The organism is Streptomyces sp. NPDC002499 (assembly GCF_053595415.1).
This window is the reverse complement of record NZ_JBSFXO010000004.1, coordinates 597,203-620,775: the sequence shown is the minus strand read 5'-3', so window position 1 is coordinate 620,775 and position 23,573 is coordinate 597,203. Positions and strand designations below refer to the sequence as shown.

The following is a 23,573-nucleotide window of genomic DNA, read 5'->3' as shown; positions in this document are numbered from 1 at the left end:
TCGCCCGCCGCCCGTTCAGCTGCCGTCGGCCTCAGGGCCGTAGGACGCGGCGATGTCCTGGGAGTTGGGCCAGCCGCTGTAGGTGGGGGACTGGGGCCAGTTGTCGGGGGAGTCCTGCCATTCCTCCTGGCGGCCGTAGGGCAGGATGTCGATCAACGGGAAGGTGTGGCTGAGCTGTTCGGTGCCGCGGCCCGTGGTGTGCCAGGTGCGGTAGACGGTGTCGCCGTCGCGCAGGAAGACGTTGACCGCGAAGCCGCCGCCGGGGGGTGCGCCGACGTCGGTGCCGAAGGGGCTGTTCGCGGTCGAGTACCACGGCATCCGGTTGCCGACGCGGTGCCGGTAGGCGAGCGCCTCCTTGATCGGGCCCTGGGTGACGACGACGAAGCGGGCGTCGTAGTTGTCCAGGAACTTCAGGCGGGTGTACTGCGAGGTGAGCCCGGTGCAACCCGGGCACTGCCACTCCTTGCCGTCGAACCACATGTGGTTGTAGACGATCAGCTGGCTCTTGCCCTCGAAGACGTCCGCCAGCCGTACGGGGCCGTCCTCGCCCTCAAGGGTGTAGTCCGGCATCTCCACCATCGGCAGCCGCCGACGCTCGGCGGCGATGGCGTCGAGCTCGCGCGTCGCGGCCTTCTCGCGGGCACGCAGGGCTTCGAGGCGGTGTTCCCACGTCGCGGTGTCCACGACGGGGGGCAGTGGCAGTGCGTTGGTGGTCATGTTCCCTCACAGAGCTCGGGCACGGCTTTGGCTCGTGGAGGGGTAGACCTCGGGCGGCGGTGGAACTCATCGGTCGGCGGAGCTCATCGGTCGATGGCCGGCTGCGCGCTGGGGAACACCCGGATGAACGTGTCGAGGAGTTCGCGCGACCCGTCCAGTTCCACCAGCCCGCACTTGGCGGCCTGCATGAGTGCCACGAAGGACGGCAGGTCGTCGGGCTCGAAGGTGATCACGAGATCGGGCCGGACCGGGGGCGGGCCGCTGCCGGCTTCGAGCCGGCCGTCGGTGACGGCGGCGTGGACCACCAGGTCGCCGGCGTGGATCTCCCAGGTCGCGGTCAGTCCGGCCGCCCGGTCCGAGTCGAAGACGGCCCGCAGCGCCATGACGACCGCCGAGGCGGTGACGATCTCACCGGGCCGGGGCTCGCCGAGCTGGGTGGTTCCCCAGCGGCCGAGGGCCCATACGGCCGGTTCGAGGTCGCGGCCGGCGGGCGTGAGGGCGTAGACGACACCGCGTTGTGGCGTCGACACCGCGCGGCGCTCGACGATGCCCGCCTCCTCCAGCTCCTTGAGCCGGGTGGAGAGCACGTTCGTGGGGATGCCGGGCAGCCCGCCGAGCAGGTCGCTGTACCGCTGCGGCCGCACCGCCAGGTCCCGAATGATCAACAGCGCCCACCGCTCACCGACCAGCTCCAGGGCGCGGGAGAGACCGCAGTACTGACCGAAGGCACGACGTTTCATGCAATGAGTGTAGTCAGCTTTGAATTGTGCCTGACGTGGGCTTGTTGCAAGTTAACTTGCAAAGATGAAGTGGACGGGTTTACGGTCGTGACGTGGCCGTGAGCCGGGCTGTGGCTGGCGGCGCGTGACAAGTGACCAGTGACAAGCGCGTGACGACAGAAAGCAGGGCACCATGTCCATCTCCGTGTTGGGTGTCACCTTCGACGCCCGTGACGCCAAGACCGTCGCGACCTTCTGGGCCGAAGCCCTCGGCCGGGCCGTCGACGAGGGTGCGGACGAGGCGGGCGCGGGCGTGGCCGCCGACCCGGCCGTCCCGGGATCCCGTATCGGTTTCCGTCAGGTCCCCGAGGACAAGACGGTCAAGAACCGGATGCACTTCGACTTCGTCACCGAGGACTTCGACGCGGAGGTGACCCGGCTGACCGGCCTGGGCGCCACCCAGCTCAACGAGGTCGAGGCCGGCCGGCTCCACTACGCCACGTTCGCCGACCCCGAGGGCAACGAGTTCGACGTGATCGCCCGCTGATCGGTCAGGCAGGGGTCGAGACGGACCGGGCCCTTTCGTCGCGGGGGCTACTTGCTGGCGGCGAAGCGCATCAGCGCGTGTTCGTCACCCTGCTTGATCTTGCCCGTCGTATTGATCACTTCGAGCTTCCAGGTGGTGCCGACCCGCAGCGCCTTGGCCACGGCGCAGCCGTTGTCCTGGCTGAGCAGGCTCGGCCAGATGTCGGCGACCTGCTGGGCGGTGCCTCCGGTCGCGTCGTAGACCTTGAAGCTGATGTTGCGGGCCTTCTGGAACGAGCTGCCCTTCTTGTAAGCGGCGGCGACGAACACGATGGATGTGATGTTGGCGGGTACGCGGCCGAATTCGACGGTGACCGTCTCGTCGTCGCCGTCTCCGCGTCCGGTCTGGTTGTCGCCGCTGTGGACCAACGAGCCGTTGCCCATGGGGTCCAGCGAATCGAGGCCCGCGAGACGGACCGGGTCCGCGCCCTGCATGGCGATGGCGATCAGGTCGAGGTCGGTGCCGCTCTTGCGGCGGAGCATCCCCATCATCCCGCCGCTGCTGCCGGCGGTGGGGTCCCAGGAGACCCCGATGGACAGGTGGGTCACCCCGTCCAGATCCGCGGGACCGTCTTCCTTCGTGAGCGTGATCATGCGCGAGTCATCCTCTTGGCGATGCGACTGGGACAGGCAAAGTGTGCCTCTCCAGCCGGTACGGCAGGAGAGCGGGTCAGGACAGGTGCGCCGTGAAGAACCGCGTCAGTTCCGTGACCGCCTCGTCGACGGGGCCGTCCTTGTCGTACAGGTCGACGTGCGTGGCCCCCTCGATCCAGTGGAGTTCCTTCGGGCCGGTGGCGCGTCGGAAGGCCTCCACGCTCATCCAGGACGTCACCGCCTCGCGGCCGGTGACGAGGAGGAGGGGGCGTGGGGACAGCAGGGGGAGGGCGTGGAAGGCGTCGAAGAGGGCGAGGTGGTCGACGCTCGTCCAGGTCAGGGACTTGGCCGAGCGGGGGTGGGCGGCGCGGGGCGTGCAGTAGTACTCCCAGCCCTCGTACACGTGCGGGCCGGCCTTGCGGGCCTCCTCCTCCGTGGCCGGGAAGAGGGGGAAGGTCCGCGGGGGTTCGCCGTGGGCCTCTGCCGTACGGGCCGTTGCCGCCGCCGTCAGCATGTCCTGGAAGACCGCCGGGTCCTGCGTGCCGTCCGCGCCCAGGCGGAACTGGCGGGCGATGTCCGCGGCGCTCACCGCGGCCACCGCCCGGACGCGCCGGTCGGTCGCGGCTGCCGTCAGGGCGTAGCCGCCCGAGGCGCAGATGCCGAGGACGCCGATGCGGTCGGGGTCGACGTCGGCGCGGGTGGTGAGGTGGGAGACCGCGGCCTTGAGGTCCTCGACCCGCTGGGCAGGGTCCTCCAGGCCGCGCGGTTCGCCCTCGCTCTCGCCCTGGTGGGCCGCGTCGAAGGCCAGGGCGAGGAAGCCGTGCTCGGCCAGCCGGCGTGCGTACAGGCCCGCCGCCTGTTCCTTCACACCGCTGCCGGGGTGGCCCACGACGATCGCCGGGAGGGGGGTGGGAGCCGCGTGGTCAGGGGTGTAGAGGTGGGCTGCGATCTTCAGGCCCGCGCTGAGGAAGGTGACGTCCGTTCGCATGGAGTGTCCTGCGCTTTCGGTCGGATCGGGACGGTGGGTTCGTGATGCACCGTCGCGCCGGCCCGCACCCCCGTGCCAGGGACGACCCTGCCTATGCAGACCAGTACCAGGCACCCGGGACCGGTCGCGCGGACACTGGAGACATGGTCGACAACCCTGGCAACGAACTCGGCGCCTTTCTGCGCTCCCGTCGCGCCGCTCTCGATCCGCGCGCGGTCGGGATGCCGGACGACGGGCGGTTGCGGCGGGTGCCGGGGCTGCGGCGGGAGGAGTTGGCCCAGCTCGCGCACGTCAGTGTCGACTACGTCGTACGGCTGGAGCAGGGGCGTACCCGGCGGGTCTCGCGGCCGGTGCTCGACGCGCTCGCCGACGCCCTGCAACTCGCTCCGGACGAACGGGACTACCTGTTCGCCGTCGCGGACGTCGCCGACGTCTCCGCCGCCGGTCCCGTGCGGCGGCGGGCAGGGCGTACGGAAGTGGCGCCCCGGCTGCGCGAGTTGCTGGACACCATGTCCGACGTGTCCGCGCTGGTCCTGAGCCGGCGGATGGACGTACTGGCCTGGAACCGCGGGGCCGCCGCGCTGTTGACCGATTTCGGTGAACTGCCCCTGCCCGAGCGCAACCTGATCCGGCTGACCTTCCTCGACGGCGACTTCCGGGCCCTGTACGGGGACTGGCCGCGGGCCGCCCGCGAGTGCGTCGCCGTGCTGCGCATGGAGGCCGGACGCACCCCGCACGACCCCGCGTTGGCCGCCCTGGTCGGTGAACTCGGCGTCCGCGACCCGGACTTCCGTGTCTGGTGGGCCAGTCATCAGGTGCGCGGGCCGCGTCAACTCACCAAGGTCTACCGCCATCCCGTCGCCGGCACCCTCACCCTCGATGTCCAGCAGTTCTCCGTCGACACCCATCCCGACCAGCAGCTGGTCGCCTACACGGCGGAACCCGGCTCGCCGTCCCACGAAGCCCTGCGCTTCCTGTTGCAGTGGTCCTCGGCGCGCACCGACACCAAATCGTGAGCGGGCCGACCGGTCGGGGAGCGCATCCGTAGCGGGGGCCAATGCGTCTAGCTCGGTATGGACCTGGACAAGTTCCCCGCAGAAGGGCCCGCGCGGCAGACGCCCGAGGGGTGTCTCGTCGTGGCGATACGCCTGCCCGTGCGGATCGTCGCGCTGGTGCTGATCGTGCCGGCGCGGATGGTGTGGGACGGGCTCGTCGTCGCCGGGCGGTTCCTGACGGACAGGCTGTTCCGGCCGGTGGGACGGGCACTGGAGTGGCTCGCACGCGCCGTCTTCGTGTGGCCGTTCGTGGCGCTGTGGCGGTACGGGGTGGTGCCCCTGGGGGCGGCGCTGGGGTGGCTGTTCGGCGTGCTCGTCGTCGCGCCGGCGACGGTGGTCTGGGATGCGCTCGTCGTCGCCTGGCGATTCCTCGCGGACAGGGTGTTTCCGCCGGTGGGGCGGGCGCTGGCGTGGCTTGCGCGGGCTGTCTTCGTGTGGCCGTTCGTGGGGCTGTGGCGGTTCGGGGTGGTGCCTTTCGGGAAGGCGCTGGGGTGGCTGTTCGGCGTGCTCGTGGTCGTGCCCCTCACGTGGCTGTACGAGTACGTGCTGACGCCGGTCGGGCATGGTCTCGCCTGGCTGACGCGGAGCTTCGGGGCCGGACTGATGTGGTTCTACGCGCGCGTGCTCACGCCTGTCGGGCACGGTGTGCTGTGGGTCGCGCGGGGTGTGGTGTGGCTGGTGACGCCGGTGGGGCGGGCGGTGGTGTGGTGCGCCAAGGGGCTCGTGTGGCTCGCGAGCACGGTCGTCACCGGGATCGTCCGCGGGATCGGCATCGCGCTGTCGGCGATCGGCGTCGGGCTGTACTGGATCGCGCGCGTGCTGTTCGTCCTGCCCGCGCTCGCCCTGTGGCAGTGGGTGCTCGTGCCCGTCGGGCACCTGCTGGCCGTCGTCGGACGGGAGGTGGCGGACGCGGTCGGGCACGGGTGGCGGATCGCGTCCAGGATCTCGCTCGCCGTCGGACGGTTCCTCGGCACCCTCTTCCGGTGGATCTTCGTAGAACCCGTGCGGTGGGTGTACCAGACCGTGCTGACACCGGTCGGGCACGTCGTACGGGACGCCGTGGTGCGGCCCGTCGCCGAGGTCGCGCGCACGGTGGGACGGGCGAGCAGGGAGGCGCTGACCGCGGCCCGTGAGTCCGTGCGGCAGGCGCGGGCCGACTTCCGGCGGATGCTCTTCGGGGAGCCCGCGCCCGTCGAGATCGTCGGCGCCCGGGAACCGTCGGGGCCCGAGACACGTACTCTAGGTAGCAGTACGACCGCACTCACGAAGGACTGAACGACACTGGGCAAGCGACAGCCCGAAGGCCCGCCTCCCGCACCCGCGGTGCAGCGCATCCGACTGCGCTACACCAAGCGCGGCCGCCTCCGGTTCACCAGCCATCGTGACTTCCAGCGCGCCTTCGAGCGTGCGTTGCGCCGTGCCGAGGTGCCGATGGCCTACTCGGCGGGGTTCACGCCGCATCCGAAGGTGTCGTACGCCAATGCCGCACCCACCGGCACGGGCAGTGAGGCGGAGTACCTGGAGATCGCGCTCACCGCGGCGCGCGATCCCGAGAAACTGAGAGCGCTGCTGGACGAGTCGATGCCCACCGGGCTCGATGTCGTGGACGCGGTCGAGGCCCGGACCTCCGGGCTCGCGGACCGGCTCACGGCTTCCGTGTGGGAGCTGCGGCTGGACGGCGTGGATCCGGCGGAGGCCGAGCGGGCCGTCGGCGCGTTCAACGCCGCCGGTGCCGTCGAGGTCCAGCGCATGACCAAGAACGGCGTTCGAACCTTCGACGCGCGCTCCGCGGTCGTACACTTGGAAACGCACAGTTCGCAGGCAGATAGGCCGACGGACCAGCCCTGTGCGATACTGCGGCTGGTTGTTCGGCACGTGACGCCTGCCGTACGACCCGACGACGTCCTGTCCGGTCTCCGCGCCGTGGCCGACCTGGCGCCGCCGGTCCCCGCAGCGGTGACCAGGCTGGCGCAGGGGCTGCTCGATGAAGAGACCGGCACGGTGACCGACCCGCTCGCGCCCGACCGCGAGGCTGCGACGGCTGTAACCACGGCCGATCCCGCTGCCGCCGCGAAGGCGCCGGTGTAAGGAAGGTCCCGCGAAGGACGGACGTCGTAGCGCCGCCCTCGTACTCGGGAGCCACCTGGGTCGGGCAGTGCACTGACCACAAGACTTTCGCCAGGCCGTACGCAACATGGCGTACGGAACCGGCGAGACAGGACACTAGAGAGTTCCCGTGCGGCGCCCGCGCCCCGGACGGCGGCACCGCGCATCGCGCGAGCCGCGGACGTCAGCGGTGGTCGATGCCATCGACACCGGACCAGGTGCGGCGCCCGGGAGCCTGACGGGAGAAACGCCCGCATGCTCGAACCGACCGAACCCATCGAGGGTTCCGAACAGAACACCCCCAGCGACACACTGCCGCCGCGTCGTCGGCGCCGTGCCGCTTCCCGACCCGCAGGTCCACCGGTCGGCGGTGCCGCCGAGGCATCGGAAGACGTCGTCGCGCCGGCCATACCGGCCGAGGACGACGAGAAGGTCGACGAGACCCTTGAGGTAGCGGCGGCCGAAGAAACGGACGAGACCGAAGAGACGGACGAGGCTGCCGTGGCGGAAGTCGCCGCTGAGGAAGCCGCGCCCGCTGGTCGTCCACGGCGTCGTGCGACCCGTCGTGCCTCCGCGCCCGCCGGTGCGCCCGTGGCCGCCGAGGTGGCCGAGACCGTGGTGCCCGCGACCGCCGAGGTGCCCGCCGTGGCCGCGCCCGAGAGCGTCGAGGAGGCGGACTCCGACGAGGAGGCCGCTCCGCGCCGTACCCGCCGTCGGGCCACCCGCCGGGTGTCCGCGCCGGCCGGTGCGCCGGTGGCCGCTGAGGCTGCCGAGACCGTCCTGCCCGCCACGACCGTGGCGGCGCCCGCCGTCGACGAGATTCCCGCTGCCGCCGAGGCCGCGGTCGAAGAAGCCCCGGACGCCGGTCGTCCCCGCCGCCGCGCCTCACGTCGGGCCTCCGCGCCCGCCGGTGCGCCGAGTGCGGACGCCGCCGAGGCCGAGGTCATTGTCGAAGCGCCCGTCGCTTCCACCGAGGCTGTCGCCGAAGCACCTGCCCCCGCCTCCGCCGACGAGGACGCCGCTCCCCGTCGTACCCGCCGTCGCGCCACCCGCCGGGTGACCGCGCCCGCCGGTGAGCCCACGGAAAGCCGGGCCGACCAGGCGACCGAGTCGGTGGAGACCGCCGACGCACCCGCCGCCGCTCCCGTGAACGGGCGTGACGCCGAGGCCGCTGCCGTCGAGGCGCCCGCCGCCGAAGCCCCTGCTGCTTCCGCCCCTGCCTCCGCTGAGGAGGACGGCGGCCCGCGTCGGGCCCGTCGCCGGTCCGCCCGTAAGGCCGCCGGTGGATTTGCCGCGCCTGCCGCGGTCGCCGACGCGGCCCAGGGCGACGAGGACGGGACGCCGCGCCGGCCCGCGCGCCCCGCGGTCGCCATGTTCCAGGCGCCCGTGTTCACCGAGCCCAGGTTCCAGACGCCCGAGCGCGCCGCGGCCCAGGCCGCCGCCGAGGCCGCGGACACCGACGAGGCCGACGAGATCGACGAGCAGCCGGTGGAGCGTGTGGAGCGCGTCGAGGAGACGCCCGCCGCACCGCGCCGCCGCCGTCGCGGCCGGGGTGCCGCGTTCGCCGAGGAGACCGAGCCGCGGCCCGTCGAGCCCGTCGTCGAGGACGAGCCGGAGGAGGCCGACGAGTCGGCCGAGGACGCCGTCGACGACGACGAGTCCGAGGACACCGGTTCGCGCCGGCGCCGTCGCCGGGGCGGCCGTCGCCGTCGTCGCGGCGAGCTGGCCGAGGCCGGGGGCGAGGATGCCGTCGACGACGACGAGTCCGACGAGCCCGCCGCCGCGCAGGACACCGACCAGACCGACGAGGACGACGACGAGTCCGACGACGACGCGCAGGGCGCCGACTCCGGTGGCTCCAGCTCCAGCAGCCGTCGTCGTCGCCGGCGCCGTCGCCGCGCCGGTGACAGCGGTCCGGACAACGAGCCCACCGAGGGCGACCCGGAGCGCACGGTCGTCAAGGTGCGCGAGCCGCGCAAGCAGTCCGAGCCGTCCGACGAGGTGCAGTCCATCAAGGGCTCGACCCGTCTGGAGGCCAAGAAGCAGCGCCGCCGCGAAGGCCGTGAGCAGGGCCGCCGACGCGTCCCGATCATCACCGAGGCGGAGTTCCTGGCCCGCCGCGAGGCCGTCGAGCGCGTGATGGTGGTCCGCCAGTACGGCGACCGCACGCAGATCGGCGTCCTGGAGGACGGCGTGCTCGTCGAGCACTACGTCAACAAGGAGCAGGCCACCTCGTACGTCGGCAACGTCTACCTGGGCAAGGTCCAGAACGTGCTGCCGTCGATGGAGGCCGCCTTCATCGACATCGGCAAGGGCCGCAACGCCGTCCTGTACGCCGGTGAGGTCAACTTCGAGGCACTGGGCATGGCCAACGGGCCGCGCCGCATCGAGGCCGCCCTGAAGTCCGGCCAGTCCGTGCTCGTCCAGGTGACGAAGGACCCGATCGGACACAAGGGCGCGCGCCTGACCAGCCAGGTCTCCCTCCCCGGGCGCTACCTCGTGTACGTCCCCGAGGGCTCCATGACCGGCATCAGCCGCAAGCTGCCCGACACCGAGCGGGCCCGGCTGAAGACCATCCTCAAGAAGATCGTCCCCGAGGACGCGGGCGTCATCGTGCGCACCGCAGCCGAGGGCGCGAGCGAGGACGAGCTGCGCCGTGACGTCGAGCGGCTGCAGGGTCAGTGGGAGGACATCCAGAAGAAGTCGAAGAACGGCGGCAGCTCGAACGCGCCGACGCTGCTCTACGGCGAGCCCGACATGACGGTCCGGGTCGTCCGCGACATCTTCAACGAGGACTTCACCAAGGTCGTCGTCAGCGGTGACGAGGCGTGGGACACCATCCACGGCTACGTCTCGCACGTCGCCCCCGACCTCGCCGACCGGCTGTCGAAGTGGACCTCCGAGGTCGACGTCTTCGCCACGTACCGGATCGACGAGCAGCTCGCCAAGGCCCTGGACCGCAAGGTCTGGCTGCCCAGCGGCGGTTCGCTGGTGATCGACCGGACCGAGGCGATGGTCGTCGTCGACGTCAACACCGGCAAGTTCACCGGTCAGGGCGGCAACCTCGAAGAGACCGTCACGCGCAACAACCTGGAGGCGGCCGAGGAGATCGTCCGCCAGCTGCGGCTGCGCGACCTCGGCGGCATCATCGTCATCGACTTCATCGACATGGTCCTGGAGTCCAACCGGGACCTGGTGCTGCGGCGCCTGCTCGAATGCCTGGGCCGGGACCGTACGAAGCACCAGGTCGCCGAGGTGACCTCGCTGGGGCTCGTGCAGATGACCCGCAAGCGGGTCGGACAGGGTCTGCTGGAGTCCTTCTCCGAGACCTGCGTCCACTGCAACGGGCGCGGTGTCATCGTGCACATGGAGCAGCCGAGCTCCGCCGGTGGCGGCGGCAAGCGCAAGAAGCGCGGGCGCGGCGGCGACGGGCACACCCACGAGCACGAGCACGAGTCCGCGGGTGCCGTGGACACGCACGAGGAGACCGAGACCGAGGCCGAGGTCGCCGCCGAGGTGGCCGAGCCGATCGCGCTCGACGGACCCGCGTTCACACCCGACGAGGAGCTGTACAGCAGCGTCGCCGAGGCGGAGGCCGCGGTCCGCGGTGGCCGTTCGCGGCGCCGGGCCGGCCGGCGTGCGTCGGCCCCGGCGGGTGCGCCCCGACGGGAGAACAGGTCGGACGAGCACAGGTCTTCGGACGAGCACGGGTCCGACGAGTACGGCACGGGCGAGCAGCGGGCGGAGCAGTCCGCGCCCGAGGCACCGACGGCGCAGTCCGTGACGGCCGAGGCCGCCGCGCAGCGTCCGGTGCGCTCGGAGTCGGCCGCCGAGGCGCTCGCCGAGCCCGCCGCGGTGGCGGACCCGGTCGTCCCGGCCGAGGCTGCCGCTGTCGACGAGGCCGCGCCCAAGGGACGTACCCGCCGTCGCGCCACCCGCAAGGTGTCCGCGCCCGCCGGTTCGCCCGCGGGAGCGGAGGCCGCCGTGGTGACGGTCGCCGAGACGGCGCCCGAGCGGCAGCCGGAGGCGGCTCCGGCCGCGGCCGAGCAGCCCGAGGCGCCGGTCGAGACCGCGGCCCCGGCCCGTCCGCGCCGTCGTGCCGTCCGCAAGGCCACCGCGCCCACCGCGTCCGAGGAGGCGGCCGTCGTGGTCGTCCCGTCGGCGGAGGCGCCGGCCCAGGCCGCGCCCGAGGAGTCCGCGGAGGCGGGCACCGAGGCTCCGGCGGCGGAGAAGACGGCCCGCAAGACGGCCAAGAAGGCCACGGCGAAGAAGGCCGCGACCAAGGCGACCGCCACCAAGAAGACCGCGGCCAAGAAGACGGCCGCGAAGAAGGCGACGGTCAAGAAGGCGGCCAAGACGGCCACCGCGAAGAAGTCCGCGTCGAAGAAGACGGTGGCGGCGGAGCAGTCCCCGTCGGGTGTGTCGGTCTCGACCGAGGACTGACGCGCTTACTGCGCAGTGTGATGGACGGCCCGCCCGGTTCTTACCGGGTGGGCCGTCCTGTTTCTAGGAACTCAACACGTTCCCCAGGCTCCCTTGGAGCGGACGATGACGAGAGAATTTCCACGCCTGGAGAAGTGGCGGGTCGTCTCGGCGATCGTCGTCGAGCGGATGTCGTACGGCCTCAGGGTGCGAGTCCCGTCCGAAGAGGTCGGCGTCGTTGATCGAATTCTGATCCATGACCTTCCGGTGAGAGCCTCCGAGTGGCCCGCGCCGGGAGACGAGTTGCACGTGGTGTCGGGCGGATACACCTCCGGGGGGCAACTGCGACTCAGCGCCCGTGGATCCGACCTGGAGATGGCGAGAGTCCGGAGCGGCGACGTTTCCGACTGAGCGGTTTCCAGAGCGAGGCAGACAGCCCGAAGGATCGCGACAACACTCCGGCACGGTGTTCCGTCCGAGCCCCGGCGCCGGACAGAGATGCCGTACGGAGACGGAAGGTGGTCGTGGACGTGGCCTTCGACTCGGCAGGCCTCGCCCTGTGCTGCGCCGCCGCCGTACGGCTCGGCGGTGCCGTGCGGGTGCTCGCCGCCAGGGCCGGACTCGGCTCGCGGTACGACGTCGTCGCGGCCGGGCTGGAGCACGTCGTGGCTTTTCTCGGCGGGATGGTGATCGCGGAGGAGTGGGAGTGGCTGCGAGAGAGGCGGTCTTCCCGTGGGGTGCCGGAGCTGTCTGATTCGAACTGTTGACGGGGAGCCATGGGCGGATTCCTTGGGCCACTGGCGAAATGGCCGGATCTCACGCCTCCCGAAGCCCCCCGCTCCCCTTTCTCGTGACCTCGACCACGAATTGACCCGCAGCAGGCAACCATGTGAACGAGCGGTGAATCTAGCTTTGTATAGCGCGGCTATGATGTGACCGAGATGATGCTTAATTCAGACAAACGGGGATATATCACGTGAAGGCACTCGTGCTCTCCGGAGGAGCGGGTACCCGCCTCCGTCCCATCACCCACACCTCGGCCAAGCAACTGGTTCCGGTGGCCAACAAGCCCGTGCTGTTCTACGGCCTGGAGGCGATCGCCGAGGCCGGGATCACCGAGGTCGGGATCGTCGTCGGGGACACCGCCGAGGAGATCCGGGAGGCCGTCGGCGACGGCTCGCAGTTCGGGATCGAGGTCACCTACATTCCCCAGGACGCGCCCCTCGGGCTCGCCCACGCCGTGCTCATCTCCCAGGACTTCCTCGGTGACGACGACTTCGTGATGTACCTCGGCGACAACTTCATCGTCGGCGGCATCAAGGGCCTGGTCGAGGAGTTCCGCACCGAACGGCCCGACGCGCAGATCCTGTTGACCAAGGTTCCGAATCCCACTTCCTTCGGTGTCGCCGAACTCGACGCCGACGGGCGGGTGGTGGGCCTCGAGGAGAAGCCGAAGCAGCCCAAGAGCGATCTCGCGCTCGTCGGTGTCTATCTGTTCACCCCGGCCGTGCACGAGGCCGTCCGTTCCATCGAGCCCTCCTGGCGCGGCGAGTTGGAGATCACGCACGCCATCCAGTGGCTGATCGACGACAAGCGCGACGTCCGCTCCACCACCATCTCCGGCTACTGGAAGGACACCGGCAACGTCACCGACATGCTGGAGGTCAACCGGTCCGTCCTGGAGACCGTGCAGCCGCTGATCGAGGGCACGGTCGACGAGGAGAGCGAGATCATCGGCCGGGTACGGATCGAGGCGGGCGCCCACGTCAGCGGCAGCCGCATCGTCGGCCCCGCGATCGTCGGCGCCGGCTCGGTCGTCAAGCACGCCTACATCGGTCCCTTCACATCCGTCTCCGAGGACTGCAGGATCGAGGACAGCGAGATCGAGTACTCCATAGTCCTGCGCGGATCCTCGGTGACCGGCGTGCGCCGCGTGGAGGCCTCGCTCATCGGGCGCGACGTCGAGGTCACGCCCGCGCCCCGCAACCCGTCGGCCCACCGGCTCGTGCTCGGTGATCACAGCAAGGTGCAGATCTCTTCATGACCACCGCTCCCACCCGAATCCTGGTGACCGGCGGCGCCGGATTCATCGGCTCGCACTACGTCCGTACGCTGCTCGGCCCCGAAGGACCCGGTGACGTCGCGATCACCGTGCTGGACAAGCTGACGTACGCAGGCAACCCGGCCAACCTCGACGACGTGCGCGCGCACCCGGGGTTCGCCTTCGTGCAGGGCGACATCTGCGACCCCGAACTGGTCGGCAAGCTGATGGCCGAGCACGACCAGGTCGTGCACTTCGCCGCCGAGTCGCACGTCGACCGCTCCATCGACGGTGGCGCCGAGTTCGTCCGTACGAACGTCGTCGGCACCCACACGCTCATCGACGCCGCCCACCGCGCCGGCATCAAGACCTTCGTGCACATCTCCACTGACGAGGTCTACGGCTCGATCGACGAGGGCTCCTGGCCCGAGACGCACCCGCTGGAGCCCAACTCGCCCTATTCCTCGGCGAAGGCGTCCAGCGACCTGATCGCGCTGTCGTACCACCGCACCCACGGCCTGGACGTCCGCGTCACCCGCTGCTCCAACAACTACGGGCACCACCACTTCCCCGAGAAGGTCATCCCGCTCTTCGTGACCAACCTCCTCGACGGCAAGAAGGTCCCGCTGTACGGCGACGGCGGCAACGTCCGCGACTGGCTGCACATCGACGACCACGTCCAGGGCATCGAACTGGTGCGGACGAAGGGCCGCGCCGGCGAGGTCTACAACATCGGCGGTGGCACCGAGCTCTCCAACAAGGAGCTCACCGGGCTGCTGCTCAAGGCCTGCGGCGCCGACTGGGAGACCAGCGTCGAGTACGTCGAGGACCGCAAGGGCCACGACCGCCGCTACTCCGTCGACTGCACGAAGATCCGCGAGGAGCTCGGGTACGAGCCGCGCAAGAGCTTCGAGCAGGGCCTCGCGGAGACGGTCCAGTGGTACCGCGACAACCGCTCCTGGTGGGAGCCGCTGAAGGAGCGGGCCGCGCTGTGACCCCTCCGCTCCAGAAGCAGAACTGGCTGGTCACCGGCGCAGGCGGCATGCTCGGCCAGGACGTCCTGGCAGCACTCGCCGCCGCCGGGATCCCGGCCGTCGCCGCCGCCCGCGCCGACCTCGACCTCACCGACCCGGCCTCGGTGCGCACGGCACTCGCCGAGCACCGGCCCGCCGTAGTGGTCAACTGCGCCGCCTGGACGGCCGTCGACGACGCCGAGTCCCGCGAGGACGAGGCCCTGGCCGTCAACGGTGACGGCGCCCGGCACCTCGCCGAGGCGTGCGCGGCCGACGGTGCCGTACTCCTCCAGGTCTCCACGGACTACGTGTTCGCGGGCGACGCGGAGAAGCCGTACGCCGAGGACGCGCCCACCGGGCCGCGCGGCGCCTACGGCCGCACCAAGCTCGCGGGCGAGCGCGCGGTCCTCGACACCCTCCCGCGGACCGGCTACGTCGTGCGCACGGCCTGGCTGTACGGCGCGGGCGGCGGCAACTTCGTCCGTACGATGATCAAGCTGGAGGGCGTCAAGGACACCCTCGACGTCGTCGACGACCAGCGGGGCCAGCCCACCTGGACCGCCGACCTCGCCGACCGCCTGGTCCGCCTCGGCCAGGGCGCCCTCGCCGGCACCGCACCGGCCGGCGTCTACCACGGCACCAGCTCCGGCGAGACGACCTGGTACGGCTTCACCCGGGCCATCTTCGAGCGGCTCGGCGCCGACCCGGAGCGGGTCCGGCCCACCACGAGCGCGGCCTTCGTACGCCCCGCGCCCCGGCCCGCGTACAGCGTGCTGGGCCACGACCGGTGGGCGGCGGCCGGCATCGAGCCGATCCGCGACTGGCGCGAGGCGCTCACGGAGGCGTTCCCGGCGCTGGTGACGGCGGAGCGGGGCTGACAGCGGTACAACCCAACACCGGGGCGGAGGGTCGGAGGTGACATGAAGAGACGTCATGTCGTCGGCGCCGCCCTGGTGTTGCTGCTGGCCGCCTGCGGGTCGGACGGCGAGGCACCACCCCAACACCCCGGCGTCCGCTCCGACTTCGACGGGGACGGATACGGCGATCTGGTCGTCTCCGACACCACCGCGACCGTGAACGGGAAGTACGCCGCCGGATACGCGGCCGTCCTGCGCGGCTCCGCGCAGGGCCCCCGGCTCAAGGGAGCGCAGATCGTCACCCAGAACGAGCTCGGGCTCGGCAAGGCGGGCGAGGGCGGTGGCTTCGGCAGCTCAAGCAGCAGCCTCAGTGCCGACCTCGACGGTGACGGGCGGGCCGACTTCATCACCCAGGCGGGCTACCGCACGGTCTTCGTCGTCTGGGGGAGCGACAAGGGGCTCTCCGGTGCGGCCCGGTTGAAGGGGTCCGCGCCGCTCACCGGAGACGTCGACGGGGACGGGCACGCCGATCTGATCCTGTCCGGGGTCGCCGGGAGCCACGACAACGCCGTACGGGTGCTGCTGGGGCCGTTCGACCGCAAAGGCGTGCCGCACAGCACTGTCTCCGTCGACCTGACGCCCAGCGATCCGGCGCACTATGACGCGGTGCCCGCCGCCCTCGGGGACGTCACGGGGGACGGCAAGGACGATCTCCTGGTCTCCTGGGGGATGCTGGTGGACGAGGCACCCATCGCGGAGGCCGCCTATCTGTACCGGGGCGCCGCGGACGGGAAGTTGTCCAAGGGGCCGCGGCTCACGGACGAGCGGGGCGAGGACTTCTACGGCTCCGCGCTCACGACGGCGGACATCGACAAGGACGGGTACGCCGACGTCGTGGTGGGGCGCGACTGCGAGGCGCGGGGCGACCCCGTGACTCCGAAGGGTCGCAGCCGGCTGGGTGTGCTGTACGGAGGGCCCAAGGTGCGAAGTCAGCGGTTCACGGCGGACACGGCGGGGCTGCCGGTCCAAGGACCCTTCTCCTTCTGCTCGTTCGGCGGCCGGCCCGTGGTCGGTGACACGGACGGGGACGGGTACGCCGACGTGGTGTTCTCGGCCGAGGTCGAGAAGGGCCTGAAGCGGGAGCTCCTCGTGCTGCGAGGGAGTGCCGAGGGACTCACTCTCAAGGGGGCGCAGGCCGTGCCCGGCGACTCGGCCGTGCTGCTCGACACCGACCGCGACCGGGCGGCCGAACTGGTGGTCGAGGATCAGGGCGAGGTCCGGGTGCTGCACGGTGGACCGGACGGCGTCGACACCTCCCCGATGCTGACGATCAAGGCGGCCGACCTCGACCTCGGACCGGAGATAACGGGTCTGCGGCGCGGCCTCTGGCCCGTCGGATGACGAGAAGGGCCCTTGCGGACGGATCCGCGAGGGCCCTTCTTCGTGTGTCCCGCCTCTTCGTGCGGCTGCGTCGGCTCAGTCGCGCAGCTCGGCGTAGTACGCCTGGCAGTCCTCCCACGACGGCAGCAGCCCCCGCGCCTCAGCCTCGGCCAGGGTCGGTGCCGCCGCGTCCTTCTCGGAGAGGACCGGCTCCACCGTCGTCGGCCACTCGATGCCGAGATCGGGGTCGAGCGGGTTGATGCCGTGCTCGCGTTCGGGGGCGTAGCCCTCGGAGCACAGGTAGACCACGGTCGCGTCGTCGGTCAGCGCCATGAAGGCGTGCCCGAGCCCCTCGGAGAGGTAGACGGAGTGGTGGTCCACGTCGTCGAGGCGCACGGCCTCCCACTGCTTGTACGTGGGCGAGCCGGTGCGGATGTCGACGATGACGTCCAGGATCGCGCCGCGTACGCACTTCACGTACTTGGCCTGGCTGGGCGGTACGTCGGCGAAGTGGACGCCGCGCAGGGTGCCGCGGCTGGAGACCGAGCAGTTGGCCTGGGCCAGGTTCAGCCGGTGGCCGGTGGCCTCGGCGAAGTCCGGTCCCTTGAACCATTCGTGGAAGCTGCCGCGCGCGTCGGGAAAGACCTTCGGCTCGTGGACCCAGGCGCCGGCGATGCCGAGCTGCCTCATGTCGTTCACATCCTTGGTGTGCTGTGTCGTGCGGTGTGTCCGGGGTGGGGCGGTGGTCAGCCGACGAACTTCGCCGCCAGCCGGCGGACCTTCTTGCGGGCGGAGGACGGCAGCCGGCGCACGATCGGACCGCCGACCACGCGCAGCCTGCGGCGGACCGTCGCCTTGCGCCGCCTGGTCACCGTCGCGCGGACCAACTCCGCGTCCACGACCGGGAGTTCGTTGCCCAGCCGCAGTCGTCCGCCGCCGTTGACGGTCACCGCGCAGAGCGGGAGGGCGGGGTTCTTCTCCCCGTCCAGCCGCACGGAGGCCTGCCAGCGGCCGGCGGGCACGGTCACCCGCTCGGGCAGGAGGAGGTGGCTGCGGCCCTCTATCGGGACGACCTGGGCGGGCACCAGGTGGCTGCGGCCGCCCTCGGCGGTCAGCACCAGCTCCGTCTTCAGCGGCGCGGTCGCCGGGCGGGCGAACACGTCGAGCCGCAGCTCCGGCCGGCTGCCGGGCATCCGGAGCACCGGACGGCCCTCCAGGTACTCCGCCAGCTTCTTGCTGCGGCGGGCCACGTCGAGCGTGAGGTTGCCGTGCGGGTCGGTGAAGTACGGGATGACCGGGCGGGCCGGGGAGCCCAGCAGCGCCGGGCGGCACTCCGCGTCGACCTTCGGGTCGCGGTCGGCACCCAGCCGGGCCTTGCGGACCAGGCCGAGACCGCGCACCGGGACCCACACGTCCCAGAAGCCGCGCGAGACGGGGCCGCGGCCCTTGGCGCCCTGCGGGTTGACCTGGCCGGTGCCGCGCAGGACGACCTCGCAGGCGCCGTCGCCCAGGTCCTCGACGGCGGAGGTGAACTCCATCGCGCAGGGCCACTCGACGGCCGTCTCGCGGTTGCGCAGCGACATCTCGGCCTTGTACTCGGCCAACTCGTCGGTGACGTCGACCAGTTCGCCCTCGCCGAGCAGTCCGTCGGTGTACTCGGGGTGCAGGTAGAAGCGGTCGTCGCGGCGCAGCACCTTGAGCGGCTCACCGTCCTCGCCCTGGGTGAGCCGGGCGGTGACCGTGACGGCCAGCTTGCCGTTCGGCTGCCAGGCGACGTCCTCGAGGCGGGCCACGCCCTTGACGCCCCGGGCGAACTCGGCGAGCCGCAGCAGGGCCTCGCGGTCGTCGCGGCGCAGCAGCGTGGAGCGGATGCGGGAGATCGCCCCGAGCCCGTCGTGCACGCCGTCGCCCATGAAATCCTTGGCCAGCGGCTGGATGGCGTCGACCATCTCGTCGAGATAGGCCTGCTCGTACTTCAGAACGTTCGGTTCGCTGATCCGGCCGAGCATCTCCACCCGGTAGAAACGGCGAAGGAGCATGTCCCGGAATTCACCGGGCTCGGTGTTGGCGATGACGACGTCCAGGACCTCGCGGAGGTTTCCGTAATAGCCGGACGGAACCGGCCTGGCGGAGCCCGCGTTCTTTCCGTCGTCGCGCTTCGAGTAGTAGTAGCAGGTGTAGCTGCCGAGAATGGAGACGACCTTCGCGGGGAAGTACGTCTCCATCATGTAGAGCTGGTCCTCCAGCCGCCGCTTTCCCTCGGGATAGGCGATGTTGTTCTCGCGGAGGAATTCGGTGCGGAACATCTTGTGCGGTGTGAGGCTGTCGTACAGGGGTGCGTCGTGGATGGTGCACTTCTCCCGGTCGACCCGGAAGACCCCGTGCGGCACACCGCGGAAGTTGCTGGCCACCTTGCCGATGACGATGTCCGACCCGTTGCGGTGACCCATCTCGTACAGTCGTCGCAGCGCGTCCGAGGCCAGGTAGTCGTCCTGGTCGACGAACTGGACGTACTCGCCCTTCGCCTCGCCCACGCCGATGTTCCGCGGCTTGCCCGGCCAACCCGAATTCGGTATGTGGACGACCCGGAAATGCGGGTGCTGGGCGGCAAGGGAATCCAGTTCGGCGGGCGTTTCGTCGGTCGACCCGTCATCGACGAAAATGACTTCGAACTCGTCGACGGAGAGGGTCTGCTTCAACAGCGAGTCGATGCAGGGCTGAATGTACTTTCCCGGGTTGTACACCGGGATGATGACGCTCACCTTGGTCGGCATCTGGGGAACCTGTTCTCCTGTCGGGAAGCCCTGCGGGTAGTGACTGTCACGTGGACGTGCGGTGGCCAAGATGTGTATGGCTGGAGTCACAGACTAGCCGCAGTGCTTTGGGGTACAAGAGGAGGATTCGGACCCTCCGGTTCCATGCCGGATCCCCTGCGATTCCGGGGCGGACCAGCCCGGTTTGACCAGGCCGCGAGCGGGCCCGTAGCCTAGACCGTCGGCGTGTCAGAACAGAGACATGCCACATCCCCGTAAACCTCTTACCTTCCGGACGCCTCGGCGACCGGGAGAGGCTGTCCGTGTTCGTACCGGATCGCTGGCCTGCGGGGGTGCCGTTCTCCGAGCGAAAGAGAGATCCGCGTGTACGCCATCGTGCGCAGCGGTGGTCGCCAGCACAAGGTTGCTGTCGGCGACATCGTTGAGGTTGACAAGATTTCCACTGCCAAGGTTGGCGACACGGTCGAGCTCTCGACCCTGCTCGTTGTCGACGGCGACGCTGTGACCAGCGACCCGTGGGTGCTGGCCGGCATCAAGGTCCAGGCCGAGGTCGTGGACCACCACAAGGGCGTCAAGATCGACATCCTTCGCTACAAGAACAAGACCGGTTACCGCCGTCGTCAGGGCCACCGCCAGCAGTACACGGCGATCAAGGTCACTGAGATCCCCGCGGCTGCGAAGTAAGGGACTGAGGAGAGATGGCACACAAGAAGGGCGCATCGTCCACCCGGAACGGTCGCGACTCCAATGCCCAGCGGCTCGGCGTGAAGCGCTTCGGCGGTCAGGTCGTCAACGCGGGTGAGATCCTGGTCCGCCAGCGCGGCACCCACTTCCACCCCGGCGCGGGCGTCGGCCGTGGCGGCGACGACACGCTGTTCGCGCTGAACTCGGGCGCGGTGGAGTTCGGCACCCACCGTGGCCGCAAGGTCGTGAACATCGTTCCGGTCGCCTGACACATCAGGTAGCCGAGTCAGGTGACTGATTCGGACAACTGATCGGAAGCTTTCGCGAGGCGGACCTCACTTCCCTTCCGGGAAGCGGGTCCGCCTTTCGCGTGTTGATCTGGAAACACTGTTGTACGTAACTGGAGGCACATCCCATGACCACCTTCGTGGACCGCGTCGAGCTGCATGTCGCCGCGGGTAGCGGAGGCCACGGCTGTGCCTCCGTCCACCGTGAGAAGTTCAAGCCGCTCGGCGGCCCGGACGGCGGCAACGGCGGCAGGGGTGGGGACGTCATCCTCATCGTCGACCAGTCCGTGACCACGCTGCTCGACTACCACCACTCGCCGCACCGCAAGGCCACCAACGGCAAGCCCGGCGAGGGCGGCAACCGCTCCGGCAAGGACGGCCAGGACCTGATCCTGCCGGTGCCGGACGGCACGGTCGTGCTCGACGGCGCGGGCAACGTGCTCGCCGACCTGGTCGGCGAGGGCACCTCGTTCGTCGCCGCGCAGGGCGGCCGGGGCGGCCTCGGCAACGCGGCGCTGGCCTCGGCCCGCCGCAAGGCCCCCGGCTTCGCGCTGCTCGGCGTGCCCGGTGACTTCCGGGACATCGTCCTGGAGCTGAAGACGGTCGCCGATGTCGCTCTCGTGGGCTACCCGAGCGCCGGCAAGTCCTCGCTGATCTCCGTGCTGAGCGCGGCCAAGCCGAAGATCGCGGACTACCCCTTCACGACCCTGGTCCCGAACCTGGGTGTGGTGACGGCCGGCGAGACCGTCTACACGATCGCCGACGTCCCGGGTCTGATCCCCGGCGCCAGCCAGGGCAAGGGCCTCGGCCTGGAGTTCCTGCGCCACGTCGAGCGGTGCAGCGTCCTCGTGCACATCCTCGACACCGCGACGCTGGAGTCCGAGCGCGACCCGATCTCCGACCTCGACATCATCGAGGAGGAGCTGAAGCAGTACGGCGGTCTCGACCGGCGTCCGCGCATGGTCGTCCTGAACAAGATCGACGTACCGGACGGCAAGGACCTCGCCGAGATGGTGCGGCCCGACCTGGAGGCCCGTGGCTACCGGGTCTTCGAGGTGTCGGCGGTCGCACACACGGGCCTGCGCGAACTCTCCTTCGCGCTCGCGGAGTTGATCTCCGAGTCGCGCGCCGCCAAGCCGAAGGAGGAGGCGACCCGGATCGTCATCCGCCCGAAGGCGGTCGACGACAGCGGCTTCACCGTCGTACTGGAGGAGGACGGTCTCTTCCGCGTGCGCGGCGAGAAGCCCGAACGCTGGGTCCGCCAGACCGACTTCAGCAACGACGAGGCCGTCGGCTACCTCGCCGACCGTCTCAACCGCCTCGGTGTGGAGGACGCGCTGATGAAGGCGGGTGCCCGCTCCGGCGACGGTGTCGCCATCGGCCCCGAGGACAACGCGGTCGTCTTCGACTGGGAGCCGACCGTGATGGCCGGTGCGGAGATGCTCGGCCGACGAGGCGAGGACCACCGCTTCGAGGCGCCGCGGCCCGCGGCCCAGCGCCGTCGGGACCGGGACGCCGAGCGCGACGAAGCGCTTCAGGAGTACGGCGACTTCGACCCGTTCGAGTAGGGGTTTCCGGCGGAAGGGCGGGGTGCCCTCGGCACCCCGGAAGTAAAGACCGGGAAAACTCGCGGTGTATCCCAGGGCAACCACCCTGCCTCATGGCGAGTCGAACCGGGCAGCGTGGACGAGGGAGTTGAGCCTCTCCGCGGTCAACTGCCCTTCCGATTCCCGGAGTCGACATGGCCGAGTCCGTTCTTCCCAGCTCCCGTCGTGCCCTGGCCGTCGCGGTCGCCGTGCTCGCGGCGACCGCGACGGCCTCTCTCGTGGCGCCGTCCGCCCAGGCCGCACCGGTCGCGCCCAAGGTCACGCAGGACTTCAACCGTGACGGCTACGCCGACCTAGCCGTGGCCGCGCCCGGGGCGACCGTCGGCGGCAGGGCGCAGGCCGGGTACGTCGCCGTGCTGTACGGCTCGAAGAACGGGCTGACCACCTCGGGGCGCAAGGTGTTCACGCAGAACAGCGCCGGTGTGCCCGGCACCCCGGAGCAGGGCGACCGCTTCGGCAGCGCGCTCACCACGGCCGACATCGACCGGGACGGATACCTCGACCTGGTCGTCGGCGTCGGCGGCGAGGACACCACGAAAGGCACCGACTCCGGCCTGGTGGAGGTTCTCTGGGGCGGCGCCCACGGCCTGTCGGGCGGGACCTCGCTCATAGCCGGCGCGAGCGCGCACGACGGACTCGGCGCGCAGGGGCGGCTGATCGCGGCGGACATCGACGGCGACGGTGCGAGTGACGTCGTGACCGTACGGGACCAGCGCGACCTGTCCGTGCTGCGCGGCCCCTTCGCCCGCGACGGCTCCGGGATCTACGCCGGCCAGGTGGTGAAGGACCCGTACAACAGCCGCGTCCTCGACCTCGCCGCGGGCGACATCAACGGCGACGGCTTCACCGACCTCGTCGCCGCCGAGAACGACGCCGAGGAGTTCGACTCCCGGCGGATCGTCTACTGGCTGGGCACCGAGGACGGACTCACGCCCTTCACCCTCGTCCACGACGTCGACGGCGCCGGCCTCCAGGGCGGCGAGAACCTCGACGTCGGGGACGTGAACCGGGACGGCTACGCCGACATCGTGGTGGGCCGGGCCGTCGACGGGTACGACAGCGACCTCATGCACAACTGGGTCAAGGGCGGCCGGATCGGCTGGATCCCGGGCACCGCGGAGGGTCCCGACGGCGTGGCGGCCAAGTTCTTCTGGCAGGACACCCCCGGCGTGCCCGGCACCGCCGAGACGGGCGACCGCTTCGGCACCGACGTCCAGATCGCCGACGTCGACGGCGACGGCTATCCCGACGTCGTCACCGGAGTGCCCGGCGAGAACCTCGGGTCCGTCGCCGACGCCGGTTCGGTCGTGGTCCTGCGTGGCACGGCCGCCGGGCCGACCGGGGCCGGCGCGCGGGCGGTCTCGCAGAACACCGCCGGTGTGCCCGGGACCGGGGAGAAGGGCGACGACTTCGGGCGGGCCGTGCACCTCGGGGACGCGAACCACGACGGGAAGGCCGATCTGGTCGTCGGCTCGCCGGGGGAGAACGGCGAGGCCGGTTACGTCTGGTCGTTCCGATCGGGTGCGAGCACCGTCGTGTCGCCGGGCGGAACGATCTCCTTCGGCAACACTCTCCTCGGCACCACCGGCACGAAGGCGAAGTTCGGCTCGGGATTCGCGTACTGACCGTCTGTGGACCGATCGGCCCCGTGCCGACTGTCTGCCTGGTTGTCATGTGCACGAGTGCCTCTGTTCAACGGGTGGACCGCCCGCCTGCGTGAGCCTCTAGGTGTCCAAGAGGCCGG

General features: G+C 70.8%; 20 protein-coding genes. 14 read left to right on the top strand and 6 right to left on the bottom strand.

Annotation, left to right across the window (positions count from 1 at the left end; genetic code table 11):
- Positions 1–15: 15 nt before the first annotated feature.
- The gene (locus ACWD5F_RS13805; RefSeq protein WP_451254026.1) at positions 16–717 is read right to left on the bottom strand and encodes a DUF899 domain-containing protein; all 702 of its coding nucleotides are present in this window, start codon (positions 715–717) and stop codon (positions 16–18) included.
- An 83-nt stretch (positions 718–800) separates the two neighbouring features.
- The gene (locus ACWD5F_RS13800; RefSeq protein WP_451254024.1) at positions 801–1,457 is read right to left on the bottom strand and encodes a winged helix-turn-helix transcriptional regulator; all 657 of its coding nucleotides are present in this window, start codon (positions 1,455–1,457) and stop codon (positions 801–803) included.
- A 172-nt stretch (positions 1,458–1,629) separates the two neighbouring features.
- Here ACWD5F_RS13800 and ACWD5F_RS13795 point away from each other — a divergent pair, with 172 nt between their 5' ends.
- The gene (locus tag ACWD5F_RS13795) at positions 1,630–1,983 is read left to right on the top strand and encodes a VOC family protein (protein WP_451254022.1); all 354 of its coding nucleotides are present in this window, start codon (positions 1,630–1,632) and stop codon (positions 1,981–1,983) included.
- A gap of 47 nt (positions 1,984–2,030) precedes the next feature.
- On the opposite strand, the gene ACWD5F_RS13790 is transcribed toward ACWD5F_RS13795, so the two are convergent.
- Together ACWD5F_RS13790 and ACWD5F_RS13785 are read right to left on the bottom strand one after the other, a co-directional pair.
- Positions 2,031–2,615 carry a TerD family protein gene (locus ACWD5F_RS13790; RefSeq protein ID WP_401721041.1) on the bottom strand — a complete coding sequence of 195 codons (585 nt, stop codon included), beginning with the start codon at positions 2,613–2,615 and terminating at the stop codon, positions 2,031–2,033.
- A 76-nt stretch (positions 2,616–2,691) separates the two neighbouring features.
- Positions 2,692–3,603, bottom strand: coding sequence for an alpha/beta hydrolase (locus ACWD5F_RS13785; protein ID WP_451254020.1), 912 nt, complete (start codon positions 3,601–3,603; stop codon positions 2,692–2,694).
- A 143-nt stretch (positions 3,604–3,746) separates the two neighbouring features.
- Between ACWD5F_RS13785 and ACWD5F_RS13780 the strand changes: the two genes are divergently transcribed.
- The 9 genes from ACWD5F_RS13780 (at position 3,747) to ACWD5F_RS13740 (ending at position 16,498) form a co-directional block, all read left to right on the top strand.
- The gene (locus ACWD5F_RS13780) at positions 3,747–4,619 is read left to right on the top strand and encodes a helix-turn-helix transcriptional regulator (RefSeq protein ID WP_451254018.1); all 873 of its coding nucleotides are present in this window, start codon (positions 3,747–3,749) and stop codon (positions 4,617–4,619) included.
- Between the two features lie 57 nt (positions 4,620–4,676).
- On the top strand, positions 4,677–5,933 hold the full coding sequence (locus tag ACWD5F_RS13775; RefSeq protein WP_451254016.1) for a hypothetical protein: 1,257 nt from the start codon (positions 4,677–4,679) through the stop codon (positions 5,931–5,933).
- 48 nt (positions 5,934–5,981) lie between these two features.
- The gene (locus ACWD5F_RS13770) at positions 5,982–6,746 is read left to right on the top strand and encodes a TIGR03936 family radical SAM-associated protein (RefSeq protein ID WP_451254014.1); all 765 of its coding nucleotides are present in this window, start codon (positions 5,982–5,984) and stop codon (positions 6,744–6,746) included.
- A 273-nt stretch (positions 6,747–7,019) separates the two neighbouring features.
- Positions 7,020–11,207, top strand: a complete 4,188-nt coding sequence (locus ACWD5F_RS13765) for an Rne/Rng family ribonuclease (RefSeq protein WP_451254012.1) — start codon at positions 7,020–7,022, stop codon at positions 11,205–11,207.
- A gap of 497 nt (positions 11,208–11,704) precedes the next feature.
- Positions 11,705–11,953: a hypothetical protein gene (locus tag ACWD5F_RS13760; protein ID WP_451254010.1), complete on the top strand. Its 249-nt coding sequence runs from the start codon at positions 11,705–11,707 to the stop codon at positions 11,951–11,953.
- A 209-nt stretch (positions 11,954–12,162) separates the two neighbouring features.
- The gene (locus tag ACWD5F_RS13755) at positions 12,163–13,230 is read left to right on the top strand and encodes a glucose-1-phosphate thymidylyltransferase (RefSeq protein WP_451254008.1); all 1,068 of its coding nucleotides are present in this window, start codon (positions 12,163–12,165) and stop codon (positions 13,228–13,230) included.
- Positions 13,227–14,222 (top strand): dTDP-glucose 4,6-dehydratase, encoded by a 996-nt coding sequence (gene rfbB, locus ACWD5F_RS13750; RefSeq protein WP_451254006.1) that lies wholly within the window; start codon positions 13,227–13,229, stop codon positions 14,220–14,222. The genes ACWD5F_RS13755 and rfbB overlap by 4 nt, the downstream gene beginning before the upstream one ends.
- The gene (gene rfbD / locus ACWD5F_RS13745) at positions 14,219–15,118 is read left to right on the top strand and encodes a dTDP-4-dehydrorhamnose reductase (protein WP_451254005.1); all 900 of its coding nucleotides are present in this window, start codon (positions 14,219–14,221) and stop codon (positions 15,116–15,118) included. The genes rfbB and rfbD overlap by 4 nt, the downstream gene beginning before the upstream one ends.
- A gap of 42 nt (positions 15,119–15,160) precedes the next feature.
- On the top strand, positions 15,161–16,498 hold the full coding sequence (locus ACWD5F_RS13740) for an FG-GAP repeat domain-containing protein (RefSeq protein ID WP_451254003.1): 1,338 nt from the start codon (positions 15,161–15,163) through the stop codon (positions 16,496–16,498).
- 75 nt (positions 16,499–16,573) lie between these two features.
- Here the strand turns inward: ACWD5F_RS13740 and rfbC are convergent, their stop codons facing one another.
- Both rfbC and ACWD5F_RS13730 read right to left on the bottom strand, forming a co-directional pair.
- Entirely contained in the window at positions 16,574–17,167 is a 594-nt protein-coding gene (gene rfbC / locus ACWD5F_RS13735) for a dTDP-4-dehydrorhamnose 3,5-epimerase (protein WP_451254002.1), read from the bottom strand.
- Between the two features lie 56 nt (positions 17,168–17,223).
- Complete coding sequence (locus ACWD5F_RS13730) at positions 17,224–19,251, bottom strand: glycosyltransferase family 2 protein (RefSeq protein ID WP_451254000.1); 2,028 nt, start codon at positions 19,249–19,251, stop codon at positions 17,224–17,226.
- A gap of 363 nt (positions 19,252–19,614) precedes the next feature.
- On the opposite strand from ACWD5F_RS13730, the gene rplU reads away from it, so the two are divergent.
- From rplU to ACWD5F_RS13710, 4 genes are all read left to right on the top strand, one after another.
- On the top strand, positions 19,615–19,935 hold the full coding sequence (rplU, locus tag ACWD5F_RS13725) for a 50S ribosomal protein L21 (RefSeq protein WP_007381993.1): 321 nt from the start codon (positions 19,615–19,617) through the stop codon (positions 19,933–19,935).
- Positions 19,936–19,949: 14 nt separating this feature from the next.
- A complete protein-coding gene (rpmA, locus tag ACWD5F_RS13720) occupies positions 19,950–20,204 on the top strand; it encodes a 50S ribosomal protein L27 (RefSeq protein ID WP_401720996.1) in 255 nt (84 codons plus the stop codon).
- 146 nt (positions 20,205–20,350) lie between these two features.
- Positions 20,351–21,790 (top strand): GTPase ObgE, encoded by a 1,440-nt coding sequence (obgE, locus tag ACWD5F_RS13715; RefSeq protein ID WP_451253998.1) that lies wholly within the window; start codon positions 20,351–20,353, stop codon positions 21,788–21,790.
- Between the two features lie 173 nt (positions 21,791–21,963).
- Positions 21,964–23,454, top strand: coding sequence for an FG-GAP and VCBS repeat-containing protein (locus ACWD5F_RS13710; protein WP_451253996.1), 1,491 nt, complete (start codon positions 21,964–21,966; stop codon positions 23,452–23,454).
- Positions 23,455–23,573: the final 119 nt, after the last annotated feature.

Coding starts and splice junctions, on each gene's coding strand:
- ACWD5F_RS13765 (WP_451254012.1), top strand. CDS start 7,020: ATGCTCGAACCGACCGAACCCATCGAGGGTTCCGAACAGAACACCCCC.
- rfbB (WP_451254006.1), top strand. CDS start 13,227: ATGACCACCGCTCCCACCCGAATCCTGGTGACCGGCGGCGCCGGATTC.
- ACWD5F_RS13795 (WP_451254022.1), top strand. CDS start 1,630: ATGTCCATCTCCGTGTTGGGTGTCACCTTCGACGCCCGTGACGCCAAG.
- ACWD5F_RS13730 (WP_451254000.1), bottom strand. CDS start 19,251: ATGCCGACCAAGGTGAGCGTCATCATCCCGGTGTACAACCCGGGAAAG.
- ACWD5F_RS13785 (WP_451254020.1), bottom strand. CDS start 3,603: ATGCGAACGGACGTCACCTTCCTCAGCGCGGGCCTGAAGATCGCAGCC.
- ACWD5F_RS13710 (WP_451253996.1), top strand. CDS start 21,964: ATGGCCGAGTCCGTTCTTCCCAGCTCCCGTCGTGCCCTGGCCGTCGCG.
- ACWD5F_RS13805 (WP_451254026.1), bottom strand. CDS start 717: ATGACCACCAACGCACTGCCACTGCCCCCCGTCGTGGACACCGCGACG.
- ACWD5F_RS13800 (WP_451254024.1), bottom strand. CDS start 1,457: ATGAAACGTCGTGCCTTCGGTCAGTACTGCGGTCTCTCCCGCGCCCTG.
- rfbC (WP_451254002.1), bottom strand. CDS start 17,167: ATGAGGCAGCTCGGCATCGCCGGCGCCTGGGTCCACGAGCCGAAGGTC.
- ACWD5F_RS13740 (WP_451254003.1), top strand. CDS start 15,161: ATGAAGAGACGTCATGTCGTCGGCGCCGCCCTGGTGTTGCTGCTGGCC.
- rpmA (WP_401720996.1), top strand. CDS start 19,950: ATGGCACACAAGAAGGGCGCATCGTCCACCCGGAACGGTCGCGACTCC.
- obgE (WP_451253998.1), top strand. CDS start 20,351: ATGACCACCTTCGTGGACCGCGTCGAGCTGCATGTCGCCGCGGGTAGC.
- ACWD5F_RS13775 (WP_451254016.1), top strand. CDS start 4,677: ATGGACCTGGACAAGTTCCCCGCAGAAGGGCCCGCGCGGCAGACGCCC.
- ACWD5F_RS13780 (WP_451254018.1), top strand. CDS start 3,747: ATGGTCGACAACCCTGGCAACGAACTCGGCGCCTTTCTGCGCTCCCGT.
- ACWD5F_RS13790 (WP_401721041.1), bottom strand. CDS start 2,615: ATGATCACGCTCACGAAGGAAGACGGTCCCGCGGATCTGGACGGGGTG.